This window comes from Clostridium gasigenes (assembly GCF_900104115.1).
Taxonomy (GTDB): Bacteria; Bacillota; Clostridia; order Clostridiales; family Clostridiaceae; genus Clostridium; species Clostridium gasigenes.
In genome coordinates this window covers 174,758-194,742 of record NZ_FNJM01000003.1, presented here as the reverse complement: position 1 = coordinate 194,742, position 19,985 = coordinate 174,758, and the positions used below count along the sequence as shown (strand labels likewise).

The window sequence follows — 19,985 nt, the reverse complement described above, 5'->3', positions numbered from 1 at the left end:
AATTTAAAGAAGTATATTAGGAATTGTAAAATAAATAACAGACTACAGATTCTTAGCAATTTGCTCTGTTATTTATTTTATGATGACTTAAGTAGATAATAGTAAGAAATGAAATTACTTTGATATTTTTATAACAAAGAAAAACGTTATAAAAATATCTAATAGGATGTTAGAAATTACTAATATAAAGGATTACAAGAAAAAAATGATTGTGAATAAAAAGAATAATCGGAAAATAGAAAATTGTCGAATAAAAACAAAAAAATAAGGTTAATATAGTAAAAGAGATAAAAATTATAAAAGCGAACAGTTAAACACAACATTTAAGGACGGTTTACTATTTAAATTGAAATATTTTAAAAAAAATGAATAAAATATTTAGAAAAAAGATTGACAAAAAAAACACAATGTATTACAATAAATTTGTAGTCAAGAAGACAACTACAAAACAAAGTAAGTAAATAAATAAGTAAATAAGTAAATAATTTAAATAAAAAAATCCACATATATAATAGGAGGAATAATAATGACAATTAAAGTTACAAACGCACAAGAATTAACACAAAGAATTAAAGATTTAAGAGCAGCTCAAAAGGAATTTGCTACATTCAGTCAAGAAAAGGTAGATTATATTTTCAGAGAAGCGGCAATAGCTGCAAATAATGCAAGAATTAAATTAGCTAAAATGGCAGTTGCAGAAACTGGTATGGGAATAGTAGAAGATAAAGTTATAAAAAACCATTTTGCAGCAGAGTATATATATAACCAATACAAGGATATGAAAACTTGTGGAATTATAGAAAAAGATAATACTTACGGAATAACAAAGGTTGCTGAGCCAATCGGAGTTATAGCGGCTATAATACCAACAACAAATCCAACATCAACAGCAATATTTAAAACATTAATATCATTAAAAACAAGAAATGCAATAATAATAAGCCCTCATCCAAGAGCAAAAAATTCAACAATTGAAGCAGCTAGAATAGTTTTAGATGCAGCAGTTAAAGCTGGAGCTCCAGAAGGAATTATAGCTTGGATAGATCAACCTTCAGTTGAATTATCACAAAATGTAATGAGAGAATCAGATTTAATATTAGCAACAGGTGGACCTGCAATGGTTAACGCAGCTTACTCATCAGGTAAACCAGCGCTAGGAGTTGGAGCAGGAAACACTCCAGCAGTAATAGATGAAACAGCTCATATTAAAATGGCTGTAAACTCAATATTACTTTCAAAAACTTTCGACAATGGTGTAATATGTGCGTCAGAACAAAGTATCATAGTTATTGATAAAGTTTATGATGAAGTTAGATCAGAACTTGCAGCTAGAGGCGCGTATATATTAAAGGGCGAAGAAATAGATAAAGTTAGAGGCGTAATCTTAAATGAAAAGGGCGGATTAAACGCTGATATGGTTGGTCAATCAGCATTTAAAATAGCTAAAATGGCAGGAGTTACTGTTCCTGAAACAGCTAAGGTTTTAATTGGAGAAATTGAATCAGTAGAACGTGAAGAACCATTCTCACATGAAAAATTAGCACCAGTACTTGGTATGTATAGAGCTAAGACTTTCGAAGAAGCTACAATTAAAGCAGCTAGATTAATTGAACTTGGTGGATTTGGTCATACTTCAGTTCTTTACACAGATCCAAACAAATCAAGAGATAGAATAGAAGCTTATGGAGCAGCTATGAAAACTGCTAGAATTTTAATAAATATGCCAGCTTCACAAGGTGCAATTGGAGATGTATTTAACTTTAAAATAGCTCCATCATTAACACTTGGTTGCGGTTCATGGGGTGGAAACTCAGTTTCAGAAAATGTTGGTCCTAAGCACTTAATTAATATTAAGAGTGTTGCAGAGAGGAGAGAAAATATGCTTTGGTTTAGAGTTCCAGAAAAAACTTACTTCAAACATGGTTGTTTACCAGTAGCACTAGAAGAATTACATGATATGAAGAAGAAGAAAGTATTTATAGTAACAGATAAGGTATTATTCGATCTTGGATATACTCATAAAGTTACAACAGTATTAGATGAATATAAAATAGATTACAAAATATACTCAGACGTTGAACCAGATCCAACATTAAAAACAGCTAGAGCTGGAGCTAAAGAAATGTTAAGCTTCAACCCAGATGTTATCATCTCATTAGGTGGAGGATCACCAATGGATGCAGCTAAGATTATGTGGGTTATGTATGAACATCCAGAAGTTAAATTCGAAGAATTAGCTATGACATTTATGGATATAAGAAAGAGAGTATGTAAGTTCCCAGTTATGGGTCAAAAAGCAATGATGATTGCTATACCAACATCTGCTGGAACTGGTTCAGAAGTAACACCATTTGCTGTTATAACTGACGAAAAGACAGGAATTAAATATCCACTTGCTGATTATGAATTAACTCCAGACATGGCTATCGTTGATGCAGAATTAATGATGAGTATGCCAAGAGGGTTAACAGCAGCTTCAGGTGTAGATGCTTTAACTCATGCTATAGAAGCTTATGTATCAGTATTAGCATCAGAATATACTAATGGAATGGCTTTAGAAGCTATGAGATTAATATTCAAATACTTACCACAAGCTTACAATGAAGGAACAACTAATATTAAAGCTAGAGAAAAAATGGCTCATGCTTCATCAATGGCTGGGATGGCGTTTGCTAACTCATTCTTAGGTGTTTGTCATTCAATGGCTCATAAATTAGGAGCATTCCATCATGTACCACATGGTATTGCAAATGCATTATTAATAAATGAAACAATTAAGTTTAATGCTACAGATGCTCCAATTAAGCAAGCAGCATTCCCACAATATAAATATCCAAATGCTAGCTGGAGATATGCAAGAATTGCTGACTACCTAGCTTTAGGTGGAAACAGTGAAGCAGAAAAAGTTGAATTGTTAATGAAGGCTATCGATGAGCTTAAGGCAACAGTTAATATGCCATTAACAATTGAGGCAGCTGGAGTAAGCAAAGATAAGTTCTACAATGAATTAGAAGAAATGGTAGATCAAGCATTTGATGATCAATGTACAGGCGCTAACCCAAGATATCCTCTAATGAGCGAAATCAAACAAATGTATGTAAATGCATTTGAAGGGGTAAAAGCACCAGTTAAAGAAACTAAGAAAAAGAAATAGTTGATATAATTTAAATAGCTAAGAGCCCTAAGGAGTAATCCTTAGGGCTCTTTTTGTTATAAAAATGAACTTAAAATAGCAATAATCTTTGACCTGTTATTTGGATATACCTTAAAAATAATAATAGGTAGTCATAAAATAGGTACTAGGTATCTTGAAAATAAGTAGGGGGTAGTTTGGAAACAAGAAAGTAATAATATAACTTAATAATAAATTAAAACTATAAGTATATTAAATAATATATGTACAGTAGGAAAAACTGTACAACTTCATTTAAGTTTTAAATTCTAAGTTCTAAGTTTATCTAAATTTATTATGAAAAAATAAAATGAATTATTTTTTCAAAAAGTTTAACTACTGCATATATTTTAGTGAAAGCTAAAAAATAATCTATTTAGAATATTTTAAATTAGATATATGTAGGAGTGGATTTTATGGAAACAACATGCAAAGGGATTTGGATTTCAACAGAAATATGGCAAAAGGAAGATTTAACACTTATTGAAAAGTTATTTATAGTTAAAATAGATTCTTTAGATGGTGAAAAAGGTTGTTATGCAAGTAATAGATATTTTGGCGAGTTTTTCAAATTAAGTAAATCTAGATGCTCAGCAATAATTAAGAATTTGAAAAACAAAGGCTACATAGCAATAAATTATGTTTATGAAGATGGCAAATATGCAATAGAACGTAGAATTATAAAAGTAAAGAAAGTAGTAGATAGCATAGCGAAAATATCTAAGGAAATATCTAAGAAAATTACTGGAAAAGTAGTAAAAACTAAAGAGTTTCAAAATGATGAAAGTGAAGACAATGAGGAATGTGAAAATGAAATAGAATGTCTAGAGCTAAGTGGCACAAGGAGAAAAAGACCTATAATAGAAAATCTAGTAGATTTAGATTTAGATGAGATGAAAGATGAGTTTACAAAACTAGAGGTAGATAATGTAGAAGAAAAAATTATCAAATTAGATATCAATGAGATTGAAGAAGAAGTTATTCAATTAGATATTTTTGGAGAGAAAACAAATGCTGAAAATATTAAATCTAGCAGCAACAGTAATAATAAATCAAAAGCTAATAAAAGTGAAAATAAGAAAAATGAAGAAAAGAAAAATCTTAAAAAGGAAATGTACCAAGAGATAATTGGTTATCTAAACATAAAGTGTAATAAAAATTATAAATATACAACAGGAAAAACACAAAGATGTATAAATGCAAGAATTAGAGAAGGACACACTTTAGATGATTTCCAAGAGGTAATTGATAAAAAATATGATGAATGGTCAAAAAACTCAATGAAAGTTTATTTAAGACCAGAAACATTATTTGGTAGCAAGTTTGAAAGATATTTAACTGAAGATGCACAGGAAAGGGAAAATCATTTTAAAGAATCAAATTGGATAGGGGTACAAGCTTATGGAAAACAATTTAAAAATGTTAGAAATAGTGGAGAGAATAAGGAAACTAAAGAAAGAACAAGATTTGGAAACATCACTCCACTTACAGCAGAAGAAATTGAATGGGCAGAAAGAGAACCTTTCTAAAAAAATGTCCCCTTTGTGATGATGCTACTTGGATTGAGGTTAGAGTGGAAAAAAGCATGGCTAATTTTAGAAACAAGTAAGCTTAAGTTTAAATAATTTAAAAAATGGAGCGATGGTGCAAAATTAATGAAAGAGGTAGCTATAAGGCACAATCAAATAAATGCTTTATTGGAAAAATGTCTGTTAAATGTTATTATATAAGGATAACAAGAAGAATAATTATGTGTTTTACGCTATAGACAGAGCCTAATGAACCTAGTCCAGGTTGGATAAATATAATTAGAAAAGAGTGTTGATAATGTATAAACCTTTAGCAGAACTTATAAGACCAAAGGAACTTTCAGAAGTTTGTGGTCAACAGCATATATTAGGAGAAAATAAAATTTTAAATAGGATTTTAAAAAGTGGAGCTATATCAAATATGATTTTTTATGGGCCTCCTGGAGTCGGAAAGACAACAGTTGCAAATATAATTGCAAAGCAATCTGGCAAAAGATTTCATAAACTTAATGCTACAAATTCATCTTTAAAGGATATTCAAGAAATAACTAATGAACTAGATACTTTTATGGGGATGAATGGAGTTGTTTTATATCTTGATGAGATTCAAAATTTTAATAAAAAACAACAACAATCACTTTTAGAATATATAGAAGATGGAAGAATAACATTAATAGCATCTACAACAGAAAATCCATATCATTATATTTTTAAGGCTTTACTTAGCAGATCAACTATTTTTGAATTTAAGCCTATAGAAGAGACTGACATAAAGAAGGCTTTAAATAGAGTTATAGAAATAAAATCAAAAGATTATAAGGAAATAACCTTGAGAGTTGAAGAAGAGGCAATTAATTATCTGGCTACATATTGTAATGGAGATGTTAGAAAATCTATAAATGGATTAGAAGTAGCTTTAAATTCTACAAATCCAAATGAAGAAGGTATATTATTAATTGATTTAGATGTAGTTCGGGACTCCACTCAAAGCAAAGTAGTTGCCTATGACATGAAAGGTGATAGCCATTATGATATTTTAAGCGCCTTCCAAAAATCAATTCGTGGAAGCGACCCTGATGCTGCTATACATTATCTAGCTAGGCTTATAAAGGCTGGAGATTTAATATCTATATGTAGAAGGCTACTTGTAATGGCATCTGAAGATATAGGGCTTGCATATCCTCAAGCAAGTATAATAGTAAAATCTTTAATGGATACTGCAAGAGAACTTGGTTTTCCAGAGGCTAGAATACCTCTTGCTGAGGCAACAATACTCCTTGCAACAAGTCCAAAGTCAAATACAGCTTATCTAGCAATAGATGCAGCACTTAAAGATTTGGAAAATTTAAGAGTTGATGATATTCCAAATTCTATGAAAGATGCTCATTATAGTGGAGCAGTTAATTTGGGTAGAGGGGTAACCTATAAATATCCACATAATTATGAAAATAGTTATGTGAAGCAACAATATCTTCCGGATAACTTAGCTAGTAAGGTTTATTATCAATATGGTGATAATAAGTTAGAAAAAACTACTGCTGAGTATTGGAGACGAATAAAGAATTAAATAAGTATATATTTTAGAAAGCATAAGGATTCTATTTTGAATTCTTATGCTTTTATCCATTTCAAAAAGATAAAAAATCAATAAAATAATATTGACAATAACCGAGCGTTTTGCTAAGATATAGAGAGAAATACAAGTAAAAGAGTCAACATTAAGGGGTGATATATATATGAAACTTTCTACAAAAGGTAGATATGGAGTAAAGGCAATGGTAGACCTTGCTATACATTATGGTGATACACCCGTTTCAATAAAAACAATTTCAAAAAGACAGAATATATCTGAATATTATTTAGAACAATTATTTTCTCCACTTAGAAAAGCTGGACTAATAAAAAGCATTAGAGGAGCTCAAGGAGGATATGTTTTAAACAAAACACCAGATCAAATAAAGGTATCGGACGTAATGTACGTATTAGAAGGACCGATAGAAATAGCAGAGTGTATTGAAGGCGTTGAATGTAATAATGTTGATTGTTGCGCTACAAGATTGCTTTGGGAAAAAATTAAAAATAGCATTGATGAGGTAATGGAATCTATTACTTTGCAAGATATAGCTAATGACTATGCTTCAATAAAACAAAAAAATGAAAGAATAAATATAGTTAATAGGAGTGAAGAATAATGAAAACAGTATATATGGACTATGCTGCAACTACATATGTAAAACCTGAGGTTTTAAATGAAATGATGCCCTATTTTACAGAGAAATTCGGAAATCCGTCATCATTCTACGATTTATCAAGAGAGACAAGTCGCGCAATTGATGAAGCCAGAGGGAATATTGCTAAAGCTTTAAACTGTGAAACAAACGAAATTTACTTTACAGGTGGAGGTTCAGAATCAGACAATTGGGCGATAAAAGGAATAGCTTATGCTCATAAAAATAAAGGGAATCATATAATTACAAGTAAAGTGGAACATCATGCGGTGCTTCATACTTGTGAATACCTAGAAAAAAATGGTTTTGAAGTTACTTACTTAGATGTGGATGAAGATGGATTTATAAATTTAAAAGAATTAGAAAATGCAATTACTGATAAAACAATATTAGTATCAATAATGTTTGCAAATAATGAAATAGGTACAATTCAACCTATAAAAGAAATTGGAACTATATGTAGAGAAAGAAAGATTTTTTTTCATACAGATGCAGTTCAAGCAATTGGAAACATTCCAGTTGATGTAAAAGAATTAAATATCAGTTTACTATCACTTGCAGCCCATAAAATATATGGACCAAAAGGTATTGGTGTTTTATACATAAAAAGAGGGATTAAAATTGATAATTTAATTCACGGTGGGGGACAAGAAAGAGGAAGAAGAGCAGGAACTGAAAATATTGCATCAATTGTAGGTCTTGGAAAAGCTATTGGGCTTGCAGTAGAAAATTTAGATGAACATGCTAAAAGAATGACAGAACTAAGAGATAGGTTAATAAAGGGATTATTAACTATTCCATATTCAAACTTAAATGGACCAGAAGGAGAACAAAGATTACCTGGTAATGCAAATATAGGGTTTGAATTTATAGAAGGTGAATCAATACTGTTATCATTAGACTTTGAAGGGGTATGTGCATCAAGCGGAAGTGCTTGCACATCAGGGTCTTTAGATCCGTCACATGTATTGCTTGCTATAGGGTTGCCACATGAAAGAGCTCATGGATCATTAAGATTAACAATGGGAGATGGAACAACTGAGGAAGATGTAGATTATGTAATAGAAGTTTTACCACCTATAATACAAAGATTAAGAAATATGTCACCTTTATGGGAAGATCATTTAAAGAAAGGGGAAAAATAATTATGATATATACAGAAAAGGTAATGGATCATTTTAGAAATCCAAGAAATGTTGGAGAAATAGAGGATGCTAATGGTATAGGCGAAGTAGGTAACGCTAAGTGTGGAGACATAATGAAAATATATTTAAAGGTTGAAGATAATATTATTAAAGATGTTAAATTCAAAACTTTTGGATGTGGATCAGCGATAGCTTCATCATCAATGGCTACAGAGTTAATAATGGGGAAAAGCATAGAAGAAGCATGGACATTATCAAATAAAGCAGTTGCAGAAGCTCTTGAAGGACTTCCAGCAGTTAAAATGCATTGTTCAGTTTTAGCAGAAGAAGCAATTCATAAGGCTATAAATGATTATAGAAACAGAACAGGATTAGAACTTTGGGATTTTGAAGAACACGATGATATCCATGATCACGTTCATGGAAATGATGAAGAGTAGGTGACTTAGTGAAGAAGAAGGTAGTTATAGGTATGAGCGGTGGAGTGGATAGCTCAGTTGCTGCATACCTTTTAAAAGAGCAAGGATACGATGTTATAGGTATTACTATGAAGAATTGGAAAGAAGACGATGACTATGTAGAAAGAGAAGGTGGTTGTTGTTCACTTTCTTCAGTTGAAGATGCAAGACGAGTAGCTGATAAATTAGATATACCTTTTTATGTTTTAAATTTTGTAGATAGTTTTAAAGAAAAGGTTATAGATTATTTTGTACAAGAATATATAGAAGGTAAAACACCAAACCCATGTATAGCTTGTAACAAGTACTTAAAATTTGATGAACTTTTAACTAAGGCTAGATCTATAGGTGCAGAATATGTATCTACAGGACATTATGCAAAAATAGAAGAAAGAGATGGTAGACATATCTTAATTCGTGCAGATGATGATAAGAAAGATCAAACATATGCCTTATATAACTTTACTCAAGATCAATTAGCACATACTCTAATGCCTTGTGGAGATTATACTAAGGATAGAATTAGAGAAATTGCTAAAGAAATAGGGCTTGCGGTGCATAATAAGAAAGATAGTGAAGAAATATGTTTTATTCCAGATAATGATCATGGTAATTATATATTGAAAGTTAGACCTGGCGAAGTAAAAACAGGTAATTTTGTTGATAAAAATGGAAATGTATTTGGAGAACATAAAGGTATAGTTTACTATACAATAGGACAAAGAAAAGGGCTAGGATTAGCTATTGGAAGACCTGTTTTTGTAACTGATATAAATCCAAGAACTAACGAAGTTGTTATTGGTAAAGAAGAAGATATATTTAAAACTGATTTAGTAGCAACAGATGTTAATTTTATAACTTTTGATAACCTTGAAGGTGACTTAGTTGTTGAAGCTAAAGTTAGATATTCAGGAAAAGCTGCAAAGGCTACAATTTCACCATTAAATAACGGAAAGGTTAAGGTAAGCTTTGAGGAAAAACAAAGAGCTATAACTAAAGGTCAATCAGTTGTTTTTTATGATGGAAACATTGTAGTTGGTGGAGGAGTAATAGAAGAAATTCTTTAATTTCTATATTAGGGATCTAAACAAAAACAAACCATAATCTGACTAGCTGTTTTTTTAGATCCCTTAGATTAAAATAAAAATTCTCGTAATTAATTATTACGAGAATTTTTTTGATTTAAAAGGAGAAACTAGTTTTAATAATAATGTTAGGTGCTAGAAAGAGAGGGATAGTAGTATGTTAAAAACTAGGGATTTCTATTTAATAAAAGTATATGATATAAAAGGGAAATATTTAGGCGTTATAGATGATATAGCTATTGATTTTTATAAAGGACAGGTAATTGGATTCTTCATTTCTAACTTTTCCTTGTTTTCAAAGAAAAACTATATAGATAAAAAAGAAATAATTTCAATAAATGAAGTAGTAATAGTTAACACTATGACTCATTATAATGGATTATCATTTAAGGAAATTAAAGATATGGATATTATGGATAATAACAATACTATGAGAGGAGTTCTTGAAGACTTAATTATAGAGAAAAAGGATTTATCTATAAAGGGTATTATTATGAGCTCGGGGATTTTTGATAAAATGTTAAAGGGTAAAGAAATACTACTATTAAAGCAATGTATATTAGGTGAAAATTTTATTTTGTATAGTGGAAATGATGCTATAAGATTACAAACATTACCACATAATATAGGCGAATATGATAAGCTTAAGCAAGCATAAAAAAATAATTAATAAAATTTTAATAGTAGTAGTGATTATATTAGTACCTTTAATATATATAAAGATTGCACCAGTAAAAACTTTGGTAGACATATTACTAATATCTTTTATATTTGCCTATGGGTTAAAGCCAATAAGTAATAATGTGAGTGAAAAATTTAATTTAAAAAAGAGGACTTCTTCAATTATTATAATAGTAGCTATAGTAGTAATTACAGTTATGTTATTATATTTAATGATCCCAGCAATAATAAAAGAGTCTTCAAATTTTGGAGCTATGATGGATAACATAGAGTTATATATAAAGGATATAGCTAGGAAATTAAAAATTGATGATTTACCTATTTTCAACAGTTTATACATGCAAATTAATGAAAAAATAAATATTTTTTTAGGTGGATTTTCAAATAATTTTCTTGAAAATATAATTAGTGCTTCGGAAAATATTATTTCCTGCGCAATAATTCCAATTGTAACCTATTATTTTTTAGTAGATGGTGAACTAATATACAATAAAATATTATTAATATTACCAACTCGAAAAAGAATAGTAGCTAAAAAAATACTATCAAATATTGATAAAATACTCTCAAGATACATAATAAGTCAATTGTTTTTATCGCTTATAATAGGAGTATTAACATTTATTATATTGATGTTAGTAGGGGTTAAGTTTGCTTTGGTTTTAGCTATATTAAATGGAGTTTTTAATATAATACCTTATTTTGGTCCTATAATCGGAGGTGTTCCAGCGGTTTTTGTGGCTCTAATAGATTCACCATCAAAAGCAATTTGGACAATAATAGTAATGTTTATATTGCAACAATTAGAGGGTAATATATTATCACCTAAAATTACAGGGGATAGTACCAATATGCATCCTATTATAATTATAATTTTGCTTTTAATTGGAGAAATGTTTGGGGGATTAGTTGGAATGATATTAGCGGTTCCCATTGGTGTAATTATTAAGGTGATTTATGAAGATGCAAATTATTATTTGTTTTAGAATTTTCAATAGATATTTTTTTGAAACTGTCTAAATTTAATTGACATATTTTAATAAATAAATTATACTTTCAATTAAGTAACACTATAAATCTATGGGGTGTATCAGTGGAACTTACTCCTTAGAAGGTATATGAAAAGGAGTTCTTTTAAAAAAAATATGTAAGCTATGATAAGAATAAGTAAATATTTAATAAGAATTTCAGAGAGGAAGTATATGGTGTAAGCTTCTATCTTATAATATTGAAGCTATCTTTGAGCTATAATTTTCTAAGTGATGCATTTTAAAAAAAAGTGCATAATTAGGGTGGTACCGCGGAATATAGTTTTCGTCCCTTTTTATAGGGATGAGGACTTTTTTTATACCTAAAAATAAAAAAATGTAATAACGGAGGTAACAATAATGAAATACATGGGAGCAAATGAGCTGAGAGATACTTATTTAAAGTTCTTTGAAGAAAAGGATCACTTAAAATTAGAAAGTTTTCCTTTAGTACCAAAAAACGATAAAGGTTTACTATTGATAAATGCAGGTATGGCACCTCTAAAGCCATATTTTACAGGTGTTCAAACTCCGCCAAGAAAAAGAATAACTACTTGTCAAAAATGTATTAGAACTGGTGATATAGAAAATGTAGGAAAAACTTCAAGACATGGTACTTTCTTTGAAATGCTTGGAAACTTCTCTTTTGGAGATTATTTTAAAGAAGAAATAATCTCATGGGCATGGGAATTTATCACTGAAACACTTGCAGTGCCTAAAGATAAGTTATATGTAACTATTTATTTAGAAGATGATGAAGCTTTTGATATTTGGTGCAGTAAAACAGACGTAGATCCAAAGAGAATATTTAGATTAGGTAAGGAAGATAATTTCTGGGAAATTGGTGTTGGACCTTGTGGACCTTGTACAGAAATTCACTTTGATAGAGGGAATGGGTCTATAACAACTGTAGAAGAGTTTCTTAAAGCTAGTGATGAAGATAGAGTTGTTGAGTTCTGGAACTTGGTATTTACTCAATTTGATAAAGATGAAGAGGGTAACTATAATAAGCTTGCAAAGCCTAATATAGATACAGGAATGGGACTTGAAAGAATAGCTACAATAATGCAAGGTGTTAATAATATATTTGAAATTGATACTGTTAAAAATATAGTTAAAAAAGTATCTGAATTATCTGCTATTAATTATGGTGATGATGCAATAAAAGATATATCTCTTAGAATAATTACAGATCACGTTAAAAGTGTAACTATGCTAATATCTGATGGTGTTCAGCCAAGTAATGAAGGTAGAGGTTATGTGCTTAGAAGACTTTTAAGAAGAGCTGCAAGACATGGTAGAGTCCTTGGAATAAAGGGATTGTTTTTAAAAGATATAGTTGATTCAGTTGTTGAAAATTATAGGGAAGCTTATCCAAAACTAAAAGAAGATAAAGAATACATAGAAAAGATAATTTCATTAGAAGAAGAAAGGTTTAATGAAACTATAGATGCAGGTATGAATATATTAGCTGGTTATATAGTTGAATTAGAAGCTTTAAAGGAAACAGTGCTGAAGGGCGAAAAAGCCTTTAAATTATATGATACTTATGGATTCCCTATTGAGTTAACAGAAGAGATTTTAGAAGAAAAGGGGATATCAGTTGATAAAGAAGCCTTTATTTTAGAAATGAACAATCAAAGACAAAGAGCAAGAAGTGCAAGAGGGGAATCATCATATATGGGTAGTGATGAAAATCCTATAAATAAAATAGATGCTTCAATTAATACTGAATTTGTAGGATATTTTGAAACAGAAATAGAAGCAAAAGTAGTAGCTTTAGCTGATGACAAGGAAATGAAAGGTGAATTAGTAAAAGGTGAAAAAGGCTATATTGTAACTGATTCTACTACATTTTATGCAGAGATGGGTGGGCAAGTAGGTGACAGAGGTATAATTATTAGTGAGAGTGGGGAAGCTTATGTTTATAACACAAAGAAAAATGTAGGTGGGAAAATTATTCACTATGTAGAAGTTAAATCTGGAAATATTAAAAAAGATCAAAAAGTATCGTTGAAAGTAGAAATAGATAGAAGATCGAATATTTGTAAAAATCATACAGCTACTCATATGTTACATGAAGCGTTAAAAGAAGTTGTTGGAAAACATGTAAATCAAGCAGGTTCATATGTGGATGATGAAAGATTAAGATTTGATTTTGCTCATTTTAAAGGATTAACTGAAGAAGAATTAGAAAGGGTTGAAACTTTAGTAAATAGAAAAATTATGGGAGTGTTTGGAGTAAATACAAATCTAATGACTATAGAAGAGGCTAAAAATAGTGGAGCTATGGCATTGTTTGATGATAAATATGGAGATAAAGTTAGAGTTGTTAGTATTGGAGAGTTTTCAAAGGAACTTTGTGGAGGAACTCATGTAAAGAATGCTGGGGAAATTGGATTATTTAAAATAGTTGGAGAATCCGGAGTTGCAGCGGGAATGAGAAGGATAGAAGCAGTAACAGCTTTAAATGCTATGAAATACATGGAAGAGAAAGAAAAGACGTTGAAAGAGGCTTGTAATGTTTTGAAATGTACTGAAAAAGATATTCTAAAGAAAATAGTTTCTCAAAGTACAGAAATCAAGGAAAAAGAAAAAGAAATATTAGAACTTAAAAATAAAATAACTTCAGGAGCAGAAGGAGATATATTAAATTCTGCTAAGATAATTAAAGGAGTTAAAGTTATATCATATGCTTTAAAAGATGTTGATGGAAATGCATTAAGAGATTTAGCAGATAAGATTAGAAATAAAATGGAAAGTGGAGTAGTTGTTTTAGTAAGTAATGTTAATGATAAAGTTAACTTAATAGCTATGGCAACAAAAGATGCAGTAGAAAGTGGAGTTCATTGCGGAAAAATAATTAAAGATGTAGCAGCTATTGTTGGTGGCGGCGGAGGTGGAAGACCAGATATGGCACAAGCTGGTGGGAAAAACCCTGAAAATGTTACCAAGGCAGTTGAAACAACTTTTGATATTGTTGAAAAGTTAGTAAAATAGTGTACAATTAAACTTTTATAATGTATAATATATTTAAATAAATATTAATAAAGTATAGAAGATAATAATCGTAAATATAGATTTTATGAAAATATTATAAATAAAATTAGTAGGGGGTGAAGCTGCAATTAGCAGCATTATTATGAATAATAATTTAGATCATACCATGCAATTCAATTTGAACATTGATAAAGAGGATTTAACAAAATCAATTTTGAATGATGTTTACAATGCGCTAAAGGAAAAAGGGTATAATCCTATTAATCAATTAGTTGGATATCTTATTTCAGGTGATCCTTCTTACGTTACAAGTTACAACGGAGCAAGAGCTTTACTGAGAAAACTCGAAAGAGATGAAATTCTTGAAGAAGTTATGAGATCTTATTTAGAAGTGAAATAAAGAGAGTGCCCGTATTATTTTCGGGCACTCTTATTTTTTAAGGAGTTAAGTATGAGAATACTAGGATTAGATGTGGGAAGTAAAACTATTGGAGTTGCGGTAAGTGATCCTTTAGGGTACACAGCTCAAGGAGTAACTACAATAAGAAGAATAAAAAAAGATACGGACATAGAAGCAATTAAAAAGTTATGTGTTGAATATTCTGTTGAAACCATAGTTGTAGGATTACCTAAAAATATGAATGGTACTATTGGAGAATCAGGTGAACGAATGCTTGGGTTATGTGAGGTAATTAAAGAGGCTACAGGAATAGAGGTAGTAACTTGGGACGAAAGATTAACAACAGTAGCGGCACATAAATCTATGCTTGAAGCAGATTTATCTAGAGGTAAAAGAAAGAAGATTGTAGATAAAATTGCAGCAATATTTATATTGCAAGGATATTTAGATAGAATAAGTTTAAGTAAGAAAAATAAAATTACTTAATTATAATTATTAATTGAAAAATATTATTGACAACATTAATATATAAAATATAGAATTAAAAAAGGAGAGATAATTATGGATAAAAAATTAGACGTAATAGAATTATTTGATGAAGAGGGTAATGCAGTAAAATTTAACGTTGTTGAATTTCTGGATATAAAAAATCCTGAAACTAAGGAAACTAATGAATATGTTATAGTTTATGAAGATGGATTTGATGAAGATGACGTAATTGCATTAAAAGTAGATATTGATGAAGATGGAGAAGATTTATTAGTGCCTATAGATGATGAAGAAGAATTAGCGTTAGTGCAAGAAGCTTATGATAGCGTAGTTATAGATTAGGTATTGAAAAATAGTTGCGGTGATATGTATCTTGATTAGTTATTTTAAAAAATAACTTAATTAAAAGGAATTTTTTTTAAATAATAGATACAGTTTCTAGCACATTATTTTTCAAAGTTCCTATCTAAAGAAGGAATTTATGAAAGAGGTGTTGTTTATGGAAGAAATAATGACTATTGATATGAATGTATTAAAAGAAGATTTAAGACAAAAAGGCTATAAGCTAACTCCTCAAAGAAGAGCTATAGTAGATACAATTATTGAAAAAGAAGGAGAACATTTAACGGCTGAAGAAATATATGATGAAGTTAAAAAGAATTGTCCAGAAATTGGTTTGGCAACAGTTTATAGAACTATATTGTTATTAGAAGAGTTAGGTGTAATATGTAAACTAGATTTAAATGATGGATGTAGCAGATATGAAATAGTTCATAAAGATGAAACTCATAGACATCATCATTTAATATGCAATAAGTGTAAGGCTGTTATAGAAGTTCAAGACGATTTGTTAGATGAAATTGAAGCAGTAATAGAAAAATCTTATGAGTTTAAAATTTTAGATCATAGTGTTAGATTTTTTGGACTTTGTGAAAAATGTCAAAGTGAAACTAAATAAGTAATAAAGGTATTATCTTTATTGATATGTAAAAATACTTAACTGTTTTTTACATTTTTAAAATAGGTAACATACTTTTGAATATATATTTTATGAAAAGGAGGGTAAATATGAAAAACGAAAAAGCAAAGGTTAGGATTATTCCTTTAGGTGGACTTAACGAAATAGGAAAAAATATAACAGCAATAGAGTATAAAAATGATATAGTTGTTATAGATTGTGGATTGAAATTCCCAGATGAAGACATGTTTGGTATAGATATAGTTATCCCAGATATTAATTATCTTTTAAACAATAAGGAAAAAGTAACAGGGATATTTTTAACTCACGGACATGAAGATCATATTGGTGCATTACCATATGTTTTAAAACAATTAAATGTACCTGTCTATGGAACAAGATTAACTCTTGGTATATTAGAAACGAAGCTTAAAGAGCATGGACTATTAAGTACAACAGAACTTATTATAGTTAAGCCAAGAGATGTTATTAAATTAAATTCTGTTTCAGTAGAATTTATAAAAACAAATCACTCTATTGCAGACTCAGTAGCAATAGCAGTTCATACCCCACTAGGAGTTGTACTTCATACAGGAGATTTTAAAATCGATTATACACCTATAGATGGACAACAAACTGATTTTGCCAGGTTCGCAGAACTTGGAAAGAAGGGCGTTCTTGCATTGCTTGCAGATTCAACTAATGTTGAAAAACCGGGATATACAATGTCAGAAAAAGTAGTAGGAGAAAGTTTTAATCGTATTTTTGCAAAGGTTGAAGGTAGAATAATAGTAGCTACATTTGCTTCTAATATTCATAGAATACAACAAATAATAGAAGCATCAAGACTGTACGGTAAAAAAGTAGCTGTTTCTGGGAGAAGTATGGAAAATATAGTTCAAGTTGCTATTGAACTTGGATATTTAGAGATCGAAGAAGAAATGCTTATTGGTATAGATCAAATTAATAAATATCCAAATGATAAGGTAGTTATAATTACTACTGGTAGCCAAGGTGAACCAATGGCAGCATTATCAAGAATGGCAGCTTGTGATCATAGAAAAATAAGCATTGTAAAAGGTGATACAGTTATTATTTCTGCAACACCTATTCCAGGAAATGAAAAATTAGTTTCTAAGGTTATAAATCAACTATTTAAACAAGGTGCAGAAGTTATTTATAAATCATTAGCTGATATTCATGTATCAGGGCATGCTTGTCAAGAAGAGCTTAAGTTAATGCAAGCATTAGTTAAGCCAAGATATTTCATTCCAGTTCATGGTGAATACAGACACTTAAAGCAACATGGAGAACTAGCTATGTCTTTAGGGTTGCCAAAAGAAAATTTAATTATAATGGAAAATGGTGACATAATTGAAGCTAATAGAAGCGCAATAAAGAAAAATGGATCAGTAATTTCAGGACAAATCTTTGTTGATGGTCTTGGTGTTGGGGATGTTGGTAATATTGTACTTCGAGATAGAAAATATTTATCGCAAGATGGAATAGTAACAGTTGTTGTTACTTTATCTAGAGAAAATAATTCAGTAGTTGCAGGTCCAGATATAATTTCAAGAGGTTTTGTGTATGTTAGAGAGTCTGAAGGCTTAATGGATGAGGCAAAAGAAGTCGTAAGAAAAGTATTGTTAAATTGCGAAGAAAAGAATATTAAAGACTGGGCAACACTTAAATCAAGAATAAGAGATGAACTTAGAAGTTTCTTATATGAAAAAACTAAGAGAAGACCTATGATTTTGCCGATTATAATGGAAATATAAGACATAGGTTGACAAGTAGTAAAAATAACATTAAAATGAATAAGGTAATAAGTCAAAAAAAATTGGATACGACTGTATCCAATTTTATTTTGGAAAAAATGAGTTATAGGTTTACATTATGATAAGTAACAAATTATTATAGGTTCACATTATAATAAATACAAATTATTGGAGGCACATAAATGGAATTAATAACTAGAAATGATATAAGGAATATAGCAATAATAGCCCACGTTGATCACGGTAAGACTACTTTGGTTGATGCGCTATTACAACAAACTAATAAAGCAAGAGAAAATGAAAAAGTAGAAGAAAGAGTAATGGACTCTAACGATTTAGAAAAAGAAAGAGGAATTACAATACTTTCAAAAAATACATCACTTTTATATAACGGTATAAAAATTAATATAGTAGATACTCCAGGACATGCTGATTTTGGTGGAGAAGTTGAACGTGTACTTAAGATGGTTGACTCAGTTTTACTTGTAGTTGATTCATATGAAGGTCCAATGCCTCAAACAAAGTTTGTTTTAAAGAAAGCTTTAGAACTTGGATTAAAACCTATAGTTGTAATAAATAAAATTGATAAGCCAAATGCTAGACCAGTAGAAGTAATTGACGAAGTATTTGAATTATTCTTAGAGTTAGGTGCAGAAGATGAACAATTAGATTTCCAAACAATCTACGCATCAGCTAGAGAAGGTTATGCTAGATATGAAGTAGAAGATACTAATGTTGATATGCTACCTTTATTTGAAACTGTACTTAAATATGTAAAAGCACCAGAAGGTTACATGGATGGACCTTTCCAAATGTTGGTTACTACTTTAGATTCAAATGAATATGTAGGTAAAATTGCAGTAGGTAAAGTTCATAGAGGAAAAGTTAAGAAAAATCAACAAGTAGCTTTAGTTAAAAAAGATGGAACAGTAGGAACTTATAAAGTATCTAATGTGTTTACATATATTGGAACAAACAGAGTTGAAGCTGAAGAAGCTGGACTTGGTGATATAATTGCAATAAGTGGAGTTATAGATGCTAATATTGGTGAAACTATAGCAGATGTATTAAGCCCAGAAGCACTTCCATTTATAGATATTGATGAGCCAACATTAAACATGAACTTTATGGTTAATGATTCACCATTTGCTGGTAAAGAAGGAGCTTATGTTACTTCAAGACATTTAAGAGATAGATTACTTAAGGAATTAGAAATAAACGTAAGTTTAAGAGTTAATGAAATTACTCCAGATTGTTTCGAAGTTTCAGGAAGAGGAGAACTTCATTTATCAATTCTTATTGAAACAATGAGAAGAGAAGGATTTGAACTTCAAGTATCTAAACCTAACGTTATCTTCAAAATAGAAAACGGAAAGAAATTAGAGCCTATGGAGTACTTAACAATAGATGTTCCAGAAGCATTTATGGGACCTATAATGGAAAAGCTAGGACCTAGAAAAGGTGAAATGGTTAATATGACTTCAGCAGTTAATGGATATACTAGATTAGAATTCGTTATCCCAGCTAGAGGACTTATTGGATTCAGAAGTGAATTTATGACAGATACTAAGGGTAATGGTATAATGAACCATGTATTCCATGGTTATGATAAGCATAAGGGTGAAATGCCAGAAAGAAGTAGAGGTTCAATAGTTTCATTTGAAACAGGAGACGCTATAGCTTACGGGTTATATAACGCTCAAGAAAGAGGAACATTATTCATACCAGCTGGAGTTCCAGTATATCAAGGTATGATAGTTGGAGAATGTGCTAGATCAGAAGATATGGATATAAACATTTGTAGAGCTAAAAAGCTTACAAATACAAGATCTTCAGGTGCAGATGATGCATTGAAATTAAGCCCTCCAACAATAATGACTTTAGAGCAATCACTAGAATTTATCAATAGCGATGAATTAGTAGAAGTTACTCCAAAGACAGTAAGAATGAGAAAAAGATTCTTAGACAGTTCTGAAAGAAGAAGACTTACAAGTAAAGGTAAAAAATAAGAAGAAAATTCTTTAAAATTGAATT

The 19,985-nt window shown here is 30.0% G+C and carries 16 protein-coding genes and 1 other annotated feature; all 16 genes read left to right on the top strand.

Going from position 1 to position 19,985, the window contains the following annotated elements:
* Window positions 1-532: 532 nt before the first annotated feature.
* The 16 genes from adhE (at window position 533) to typA (ending at window position 19,960) form a co-directional block, all read left to right on the top strand.
* Complete coding sequence (gene adhE / locus BLS77_RS08310) at window positions 533-3,154, top strand: bifunctional acetaldehyde-CoA/alcohol dehydrogenase (protein ID WP_089968284.1); 2,622 nt, start codon at window positions 533-535, stop codon at window positions 3,152-3,154.
* A 434-nt stretch (window positions 3,155-3,588) separates the two neighbouring features.
* Window positions 3,589-4,701: a conserved phage C-terminal domain-containing protein gene (locus BLS77_RS08305; protein WP_089968075.1), complete on the top strand. Its 1,113-nt coding sequence runs from the start codon at window positions 3,589-3,591 to the stop codon at window positions 4,699-4,701.
* 298 nt (window positions 4,702-4,999) lie between these two features.
* Window positions 5,000-6,268, top strand: a complete 1,269-nt coding sequence (locus tag BLS77_RS08300) for a replication-associated recombination protein A (RefSeq protein WP_089968072.1) — start codon at window positions 5,000-5,002, stop codon at window positions 6,266-6,268.
* A gap of 169 nt (window positions 6,269-6,437) precedes the next feature.
* Window positions 6,438-6,893 (top strand): RrF2 family transcriptional regulator, encoded by a 456-nt coding sequence (locus tag BLS77_RS08295; RefSeq protein WP_089968069.1) that lies wholly within the window; start codon window positions 6,438-6,440, stop codon window positions 6,891-6,893.
* Window positions 6,893-8,074 carry a cysteine desulfurase NifS gene (gene nifS / locus BLS77_RS08290; RefSeq protein WP_089968066.1) on the top strand — a complete coding sequence of 394 codons (1,182 nt, stop codon included), beginning with the start codon at window positions 6,893-6,895 and terminating at the stop codon, window positions 8,072-8,074. The genes BLS77_RS08295 and nifS overlap by 1 nt, the downstream gene beginning before the upstream one ends.
* Window positions 8,075-8,076: 2 nt before the next feature.
* The gene (nifU, locus tag BLS77_RS08285) at window positions 8,077-8,514 is read left to right on the top strand and encodes a Fe-S cluster assembly scaffold protein NifU (RefSeq protein ID WP_167865496.1); all 438 of its coding nucleotides are present in this window, start codon (window positions 8,077-8,079) and stop codon (window positions 8,512-8,514) included.
* A gap of 8 nt (window positions 8,515-8,522) precedes the next feature.
* Window positions 8,523-9,599 carry a tRNA 2-thiouridine(34) synthase MnmA gene (gene mnmA / locus BLS77_RS08280; RefSeq protein WP_089968063.1) on the top strand — a complete coding sequence of 359 codons (1,077 nt, stop codon included), beginning with the start codon at window positions 8,523-8,525 and terminating at the stop codon, window positions 9,597-9,599.
* Window positions 9,600-9,774: 175 nt separating this feature from the next.
* The gene (locus tag BLS77_RS08275) at window positions 9,775-10,275 is read left to right on the top strand and encodes a PRC-barrel domain-containing protein (protein WP_089968060.1); all 501 of its coding nucleotides are present in this window, start codon (window positions 9,775-9,777) and stop codon (window positions 10,273-10,275) included.
* The gene (locus tag BLS77_RS08270; protein ID WP_089968057.1) at window positions 10,253-11,284 is read left to right on the top strand and encodes an AI-2E family transporter; all 1,032 of its coding nucleotides are present in this window, start codon (window positions 10,253-10,255) and stop codon (window positions 11,282-11,284) included. The genes BLS77_RS08275 and BLS77_RS08270 overlap by 23 nt, the downstream gene beginning before the upstream one ends.
* A gap of 159 nt (window positions 11,285-11,443) precedes the next feature.
* Window positions 11,444-11,623, top strand: a binding site (T-box leader).
* Window positions 11,624-11,686: 63 nt separating this feature from the next.
* Window positions 11,687-14,326 (top strand): alanine--tRNA ligase, encoded by a 2,640-nt coding sequence (gene alaS, locus BLS77_RS08265; protein WP_089968054.1) that lies wholly within the window; start codon window positions 11,687-11,689, stop codon window positions 14,324-14,326.
* Window positions 14,327-14,468: 142 nt separating this feature from the next.
* A complete protein-coding gene (locus BLS77_RS08260; RefSeq protein ID WP_089968051.1) occupies window positions 14,469-14,726 on the top strand; it encodes an IreB family regulatory phosphoprotein in 258 nt (85 codons plus the stop codon).
* Window positions 14,727-14,777: 51 nt separating this feature from the next.
* Window positions 14,778-15,212 carry a Holliday junction resolvase RuvX gene (ruvX, locus tag BLS77_RS08255; RefSeq protein WP_089968049.1) on the top strand — a complete coding sequence of 145 codons (435 nt, stop codon included), beginning with the start codon at window positions 14,778-14,780 and terminating at the stop codon, window positions 15,210-15,212.
* Window positions 15,213-15,287: 75 nt separating this feature from the next.
* Window positions 15,288-15,557 carry a DUF1292 domain-containing protein gene (locus BLS77_RS08250; protein WP_089968046.1) on the top strand — a complete coding sequence of 90 codons (270 nt, stop codon included), beginning with the start codon at window positions 15,288-15,290 and terminating at the stop codon, window positions 15,555-15,557.
* A 157-nt stretch (window positions 15,558-15,714) separates the two neighbouring features.
* Window positions 15,715-16,173, top strand: a complete 459-nt coding sequence (locus BLS77_RS08245) for a Fur family transcriptional regulator (protein WP_089968044.1) — start codon at window positions 15,715-15,717, stop codon at window positions 16,171-16,173.
* A 110-nt stretch (window positions 16,174-16,283) separates the two neighbouring features.
* Window positions 16,284-17,951 (top strand): ribonuclease J, encoded by a 1,668-nt coding sequence (locus BLS77_RS08240; RefSeq protein WP_089968039.1) that lies wholly within the window; start codon window positions 16,284-16,286, stop codon window positions 17,949-17,951.
* 182 nt (window positions 17,952-18,133) lie between these two features.
* Entirely contained in the window at window positions 18,134-19,960 is a 1,827-nt protein-coding gene (typA, locus tag BLS77_RS08235; RefSeq protein WP_089968037.1) for a translational GTPase TypA, read from the top strand.
* Window positions 19,961-19,985 lie beyond the last annotated feature (25 nt).

Bases quoted from the DNA above. Each gene is read 5' to 3' on its own strand.
- typA (WP_089968037.1), top strand. From the start codon at position 18,134: ATGGAATTAATAACTAGAAATGATATAAGGAATATAGCAATAATAGCC.
- ruvX (WP_089968049.1), top strand. From the start codon at position 14,778: ATGAGAATACTAGGATTAGATGTGGGAAGTAAAACTATTGGAGTTGCG.
- BLS77_RS08275 (WP_089968060.1), top strand. From the start codon at position 9,775: ATGTTAAAAACTAGGGATTTCTATTTAATAAAAGTATATGATATAAAA.
- BLS77_RS08260 (WP_089968051.1), top strand. From the start codon at position 14,469: ATGAATAATAATTTAGATCATACCATGCAATTCAATTTGAACATTGAT.
- BLS77_RS08245 (WP_089968044.1), top strand. From the start codon at position 15,715: ATGGAAGAAATAATGACTATTGATATGAATGTATTAAAAGAAGATTTA.
- BLS77_RS08295 (WP_089968069.1), top strand. From the start codon at position 6,438: ATGAAACTTTCTACAAAAGGTAGATATGGAGTAAAGGCAATGGTAGAC.
- BLS77_RS08300 (WP_089968072.1), top strand. From the start codon at position 5,000: ATGTATAAACCTTTAGCAGAACTTATAAGACCAAAGGAACTTTCAGAA.
- BLS77_RS08270 (WP_089968057.1), top strand. From the start codon at position 10,253: ATGATAAGCTTAAGCAAGCATAAAAAAATAATTAATAAAATTTTAATA.
- BLS77_RS08305 (WP_089968075.1), top strand. From the start codon at position 3,589: ATGGAAACAACATGCAAAGGGATTTGGATTTCAACAGAAATATGGCAA.
- nifS (WP_089968066.1), top strand. From the start codon at position 6,893: ATGAAAACAGTATATATGGACTATGCTGCAACTACATATGTAAAACCT.
- nifU (WP_167865496.1), top strand. From the start codon at position 8,077: ATGATATATACAGAAAAGGTAATGGATCATTTTAGAAATCCAAGAAAT.
- alaS (WP_089968054.1), top strand. From the start codon at position 11,687: ATGAAATACATGGGAGCAAATGAGCTGAGAGATACTTATTTAAAGTTC.
- BLS77_RS08240 (WP_089968039.1), top strand. From the start codon at position 16,284: ATGAAAAACGAAAAAGCAAAGGTTAGGATTATTCCTTTAGGTGGACTT.
- BLS77_RS08250 (WP_089968046.1), top strand. From the start codon at position 15,288: ATGGATAAAAAATTAGACGTAATAGAATTATTTGATGAAGAGGGTAAT.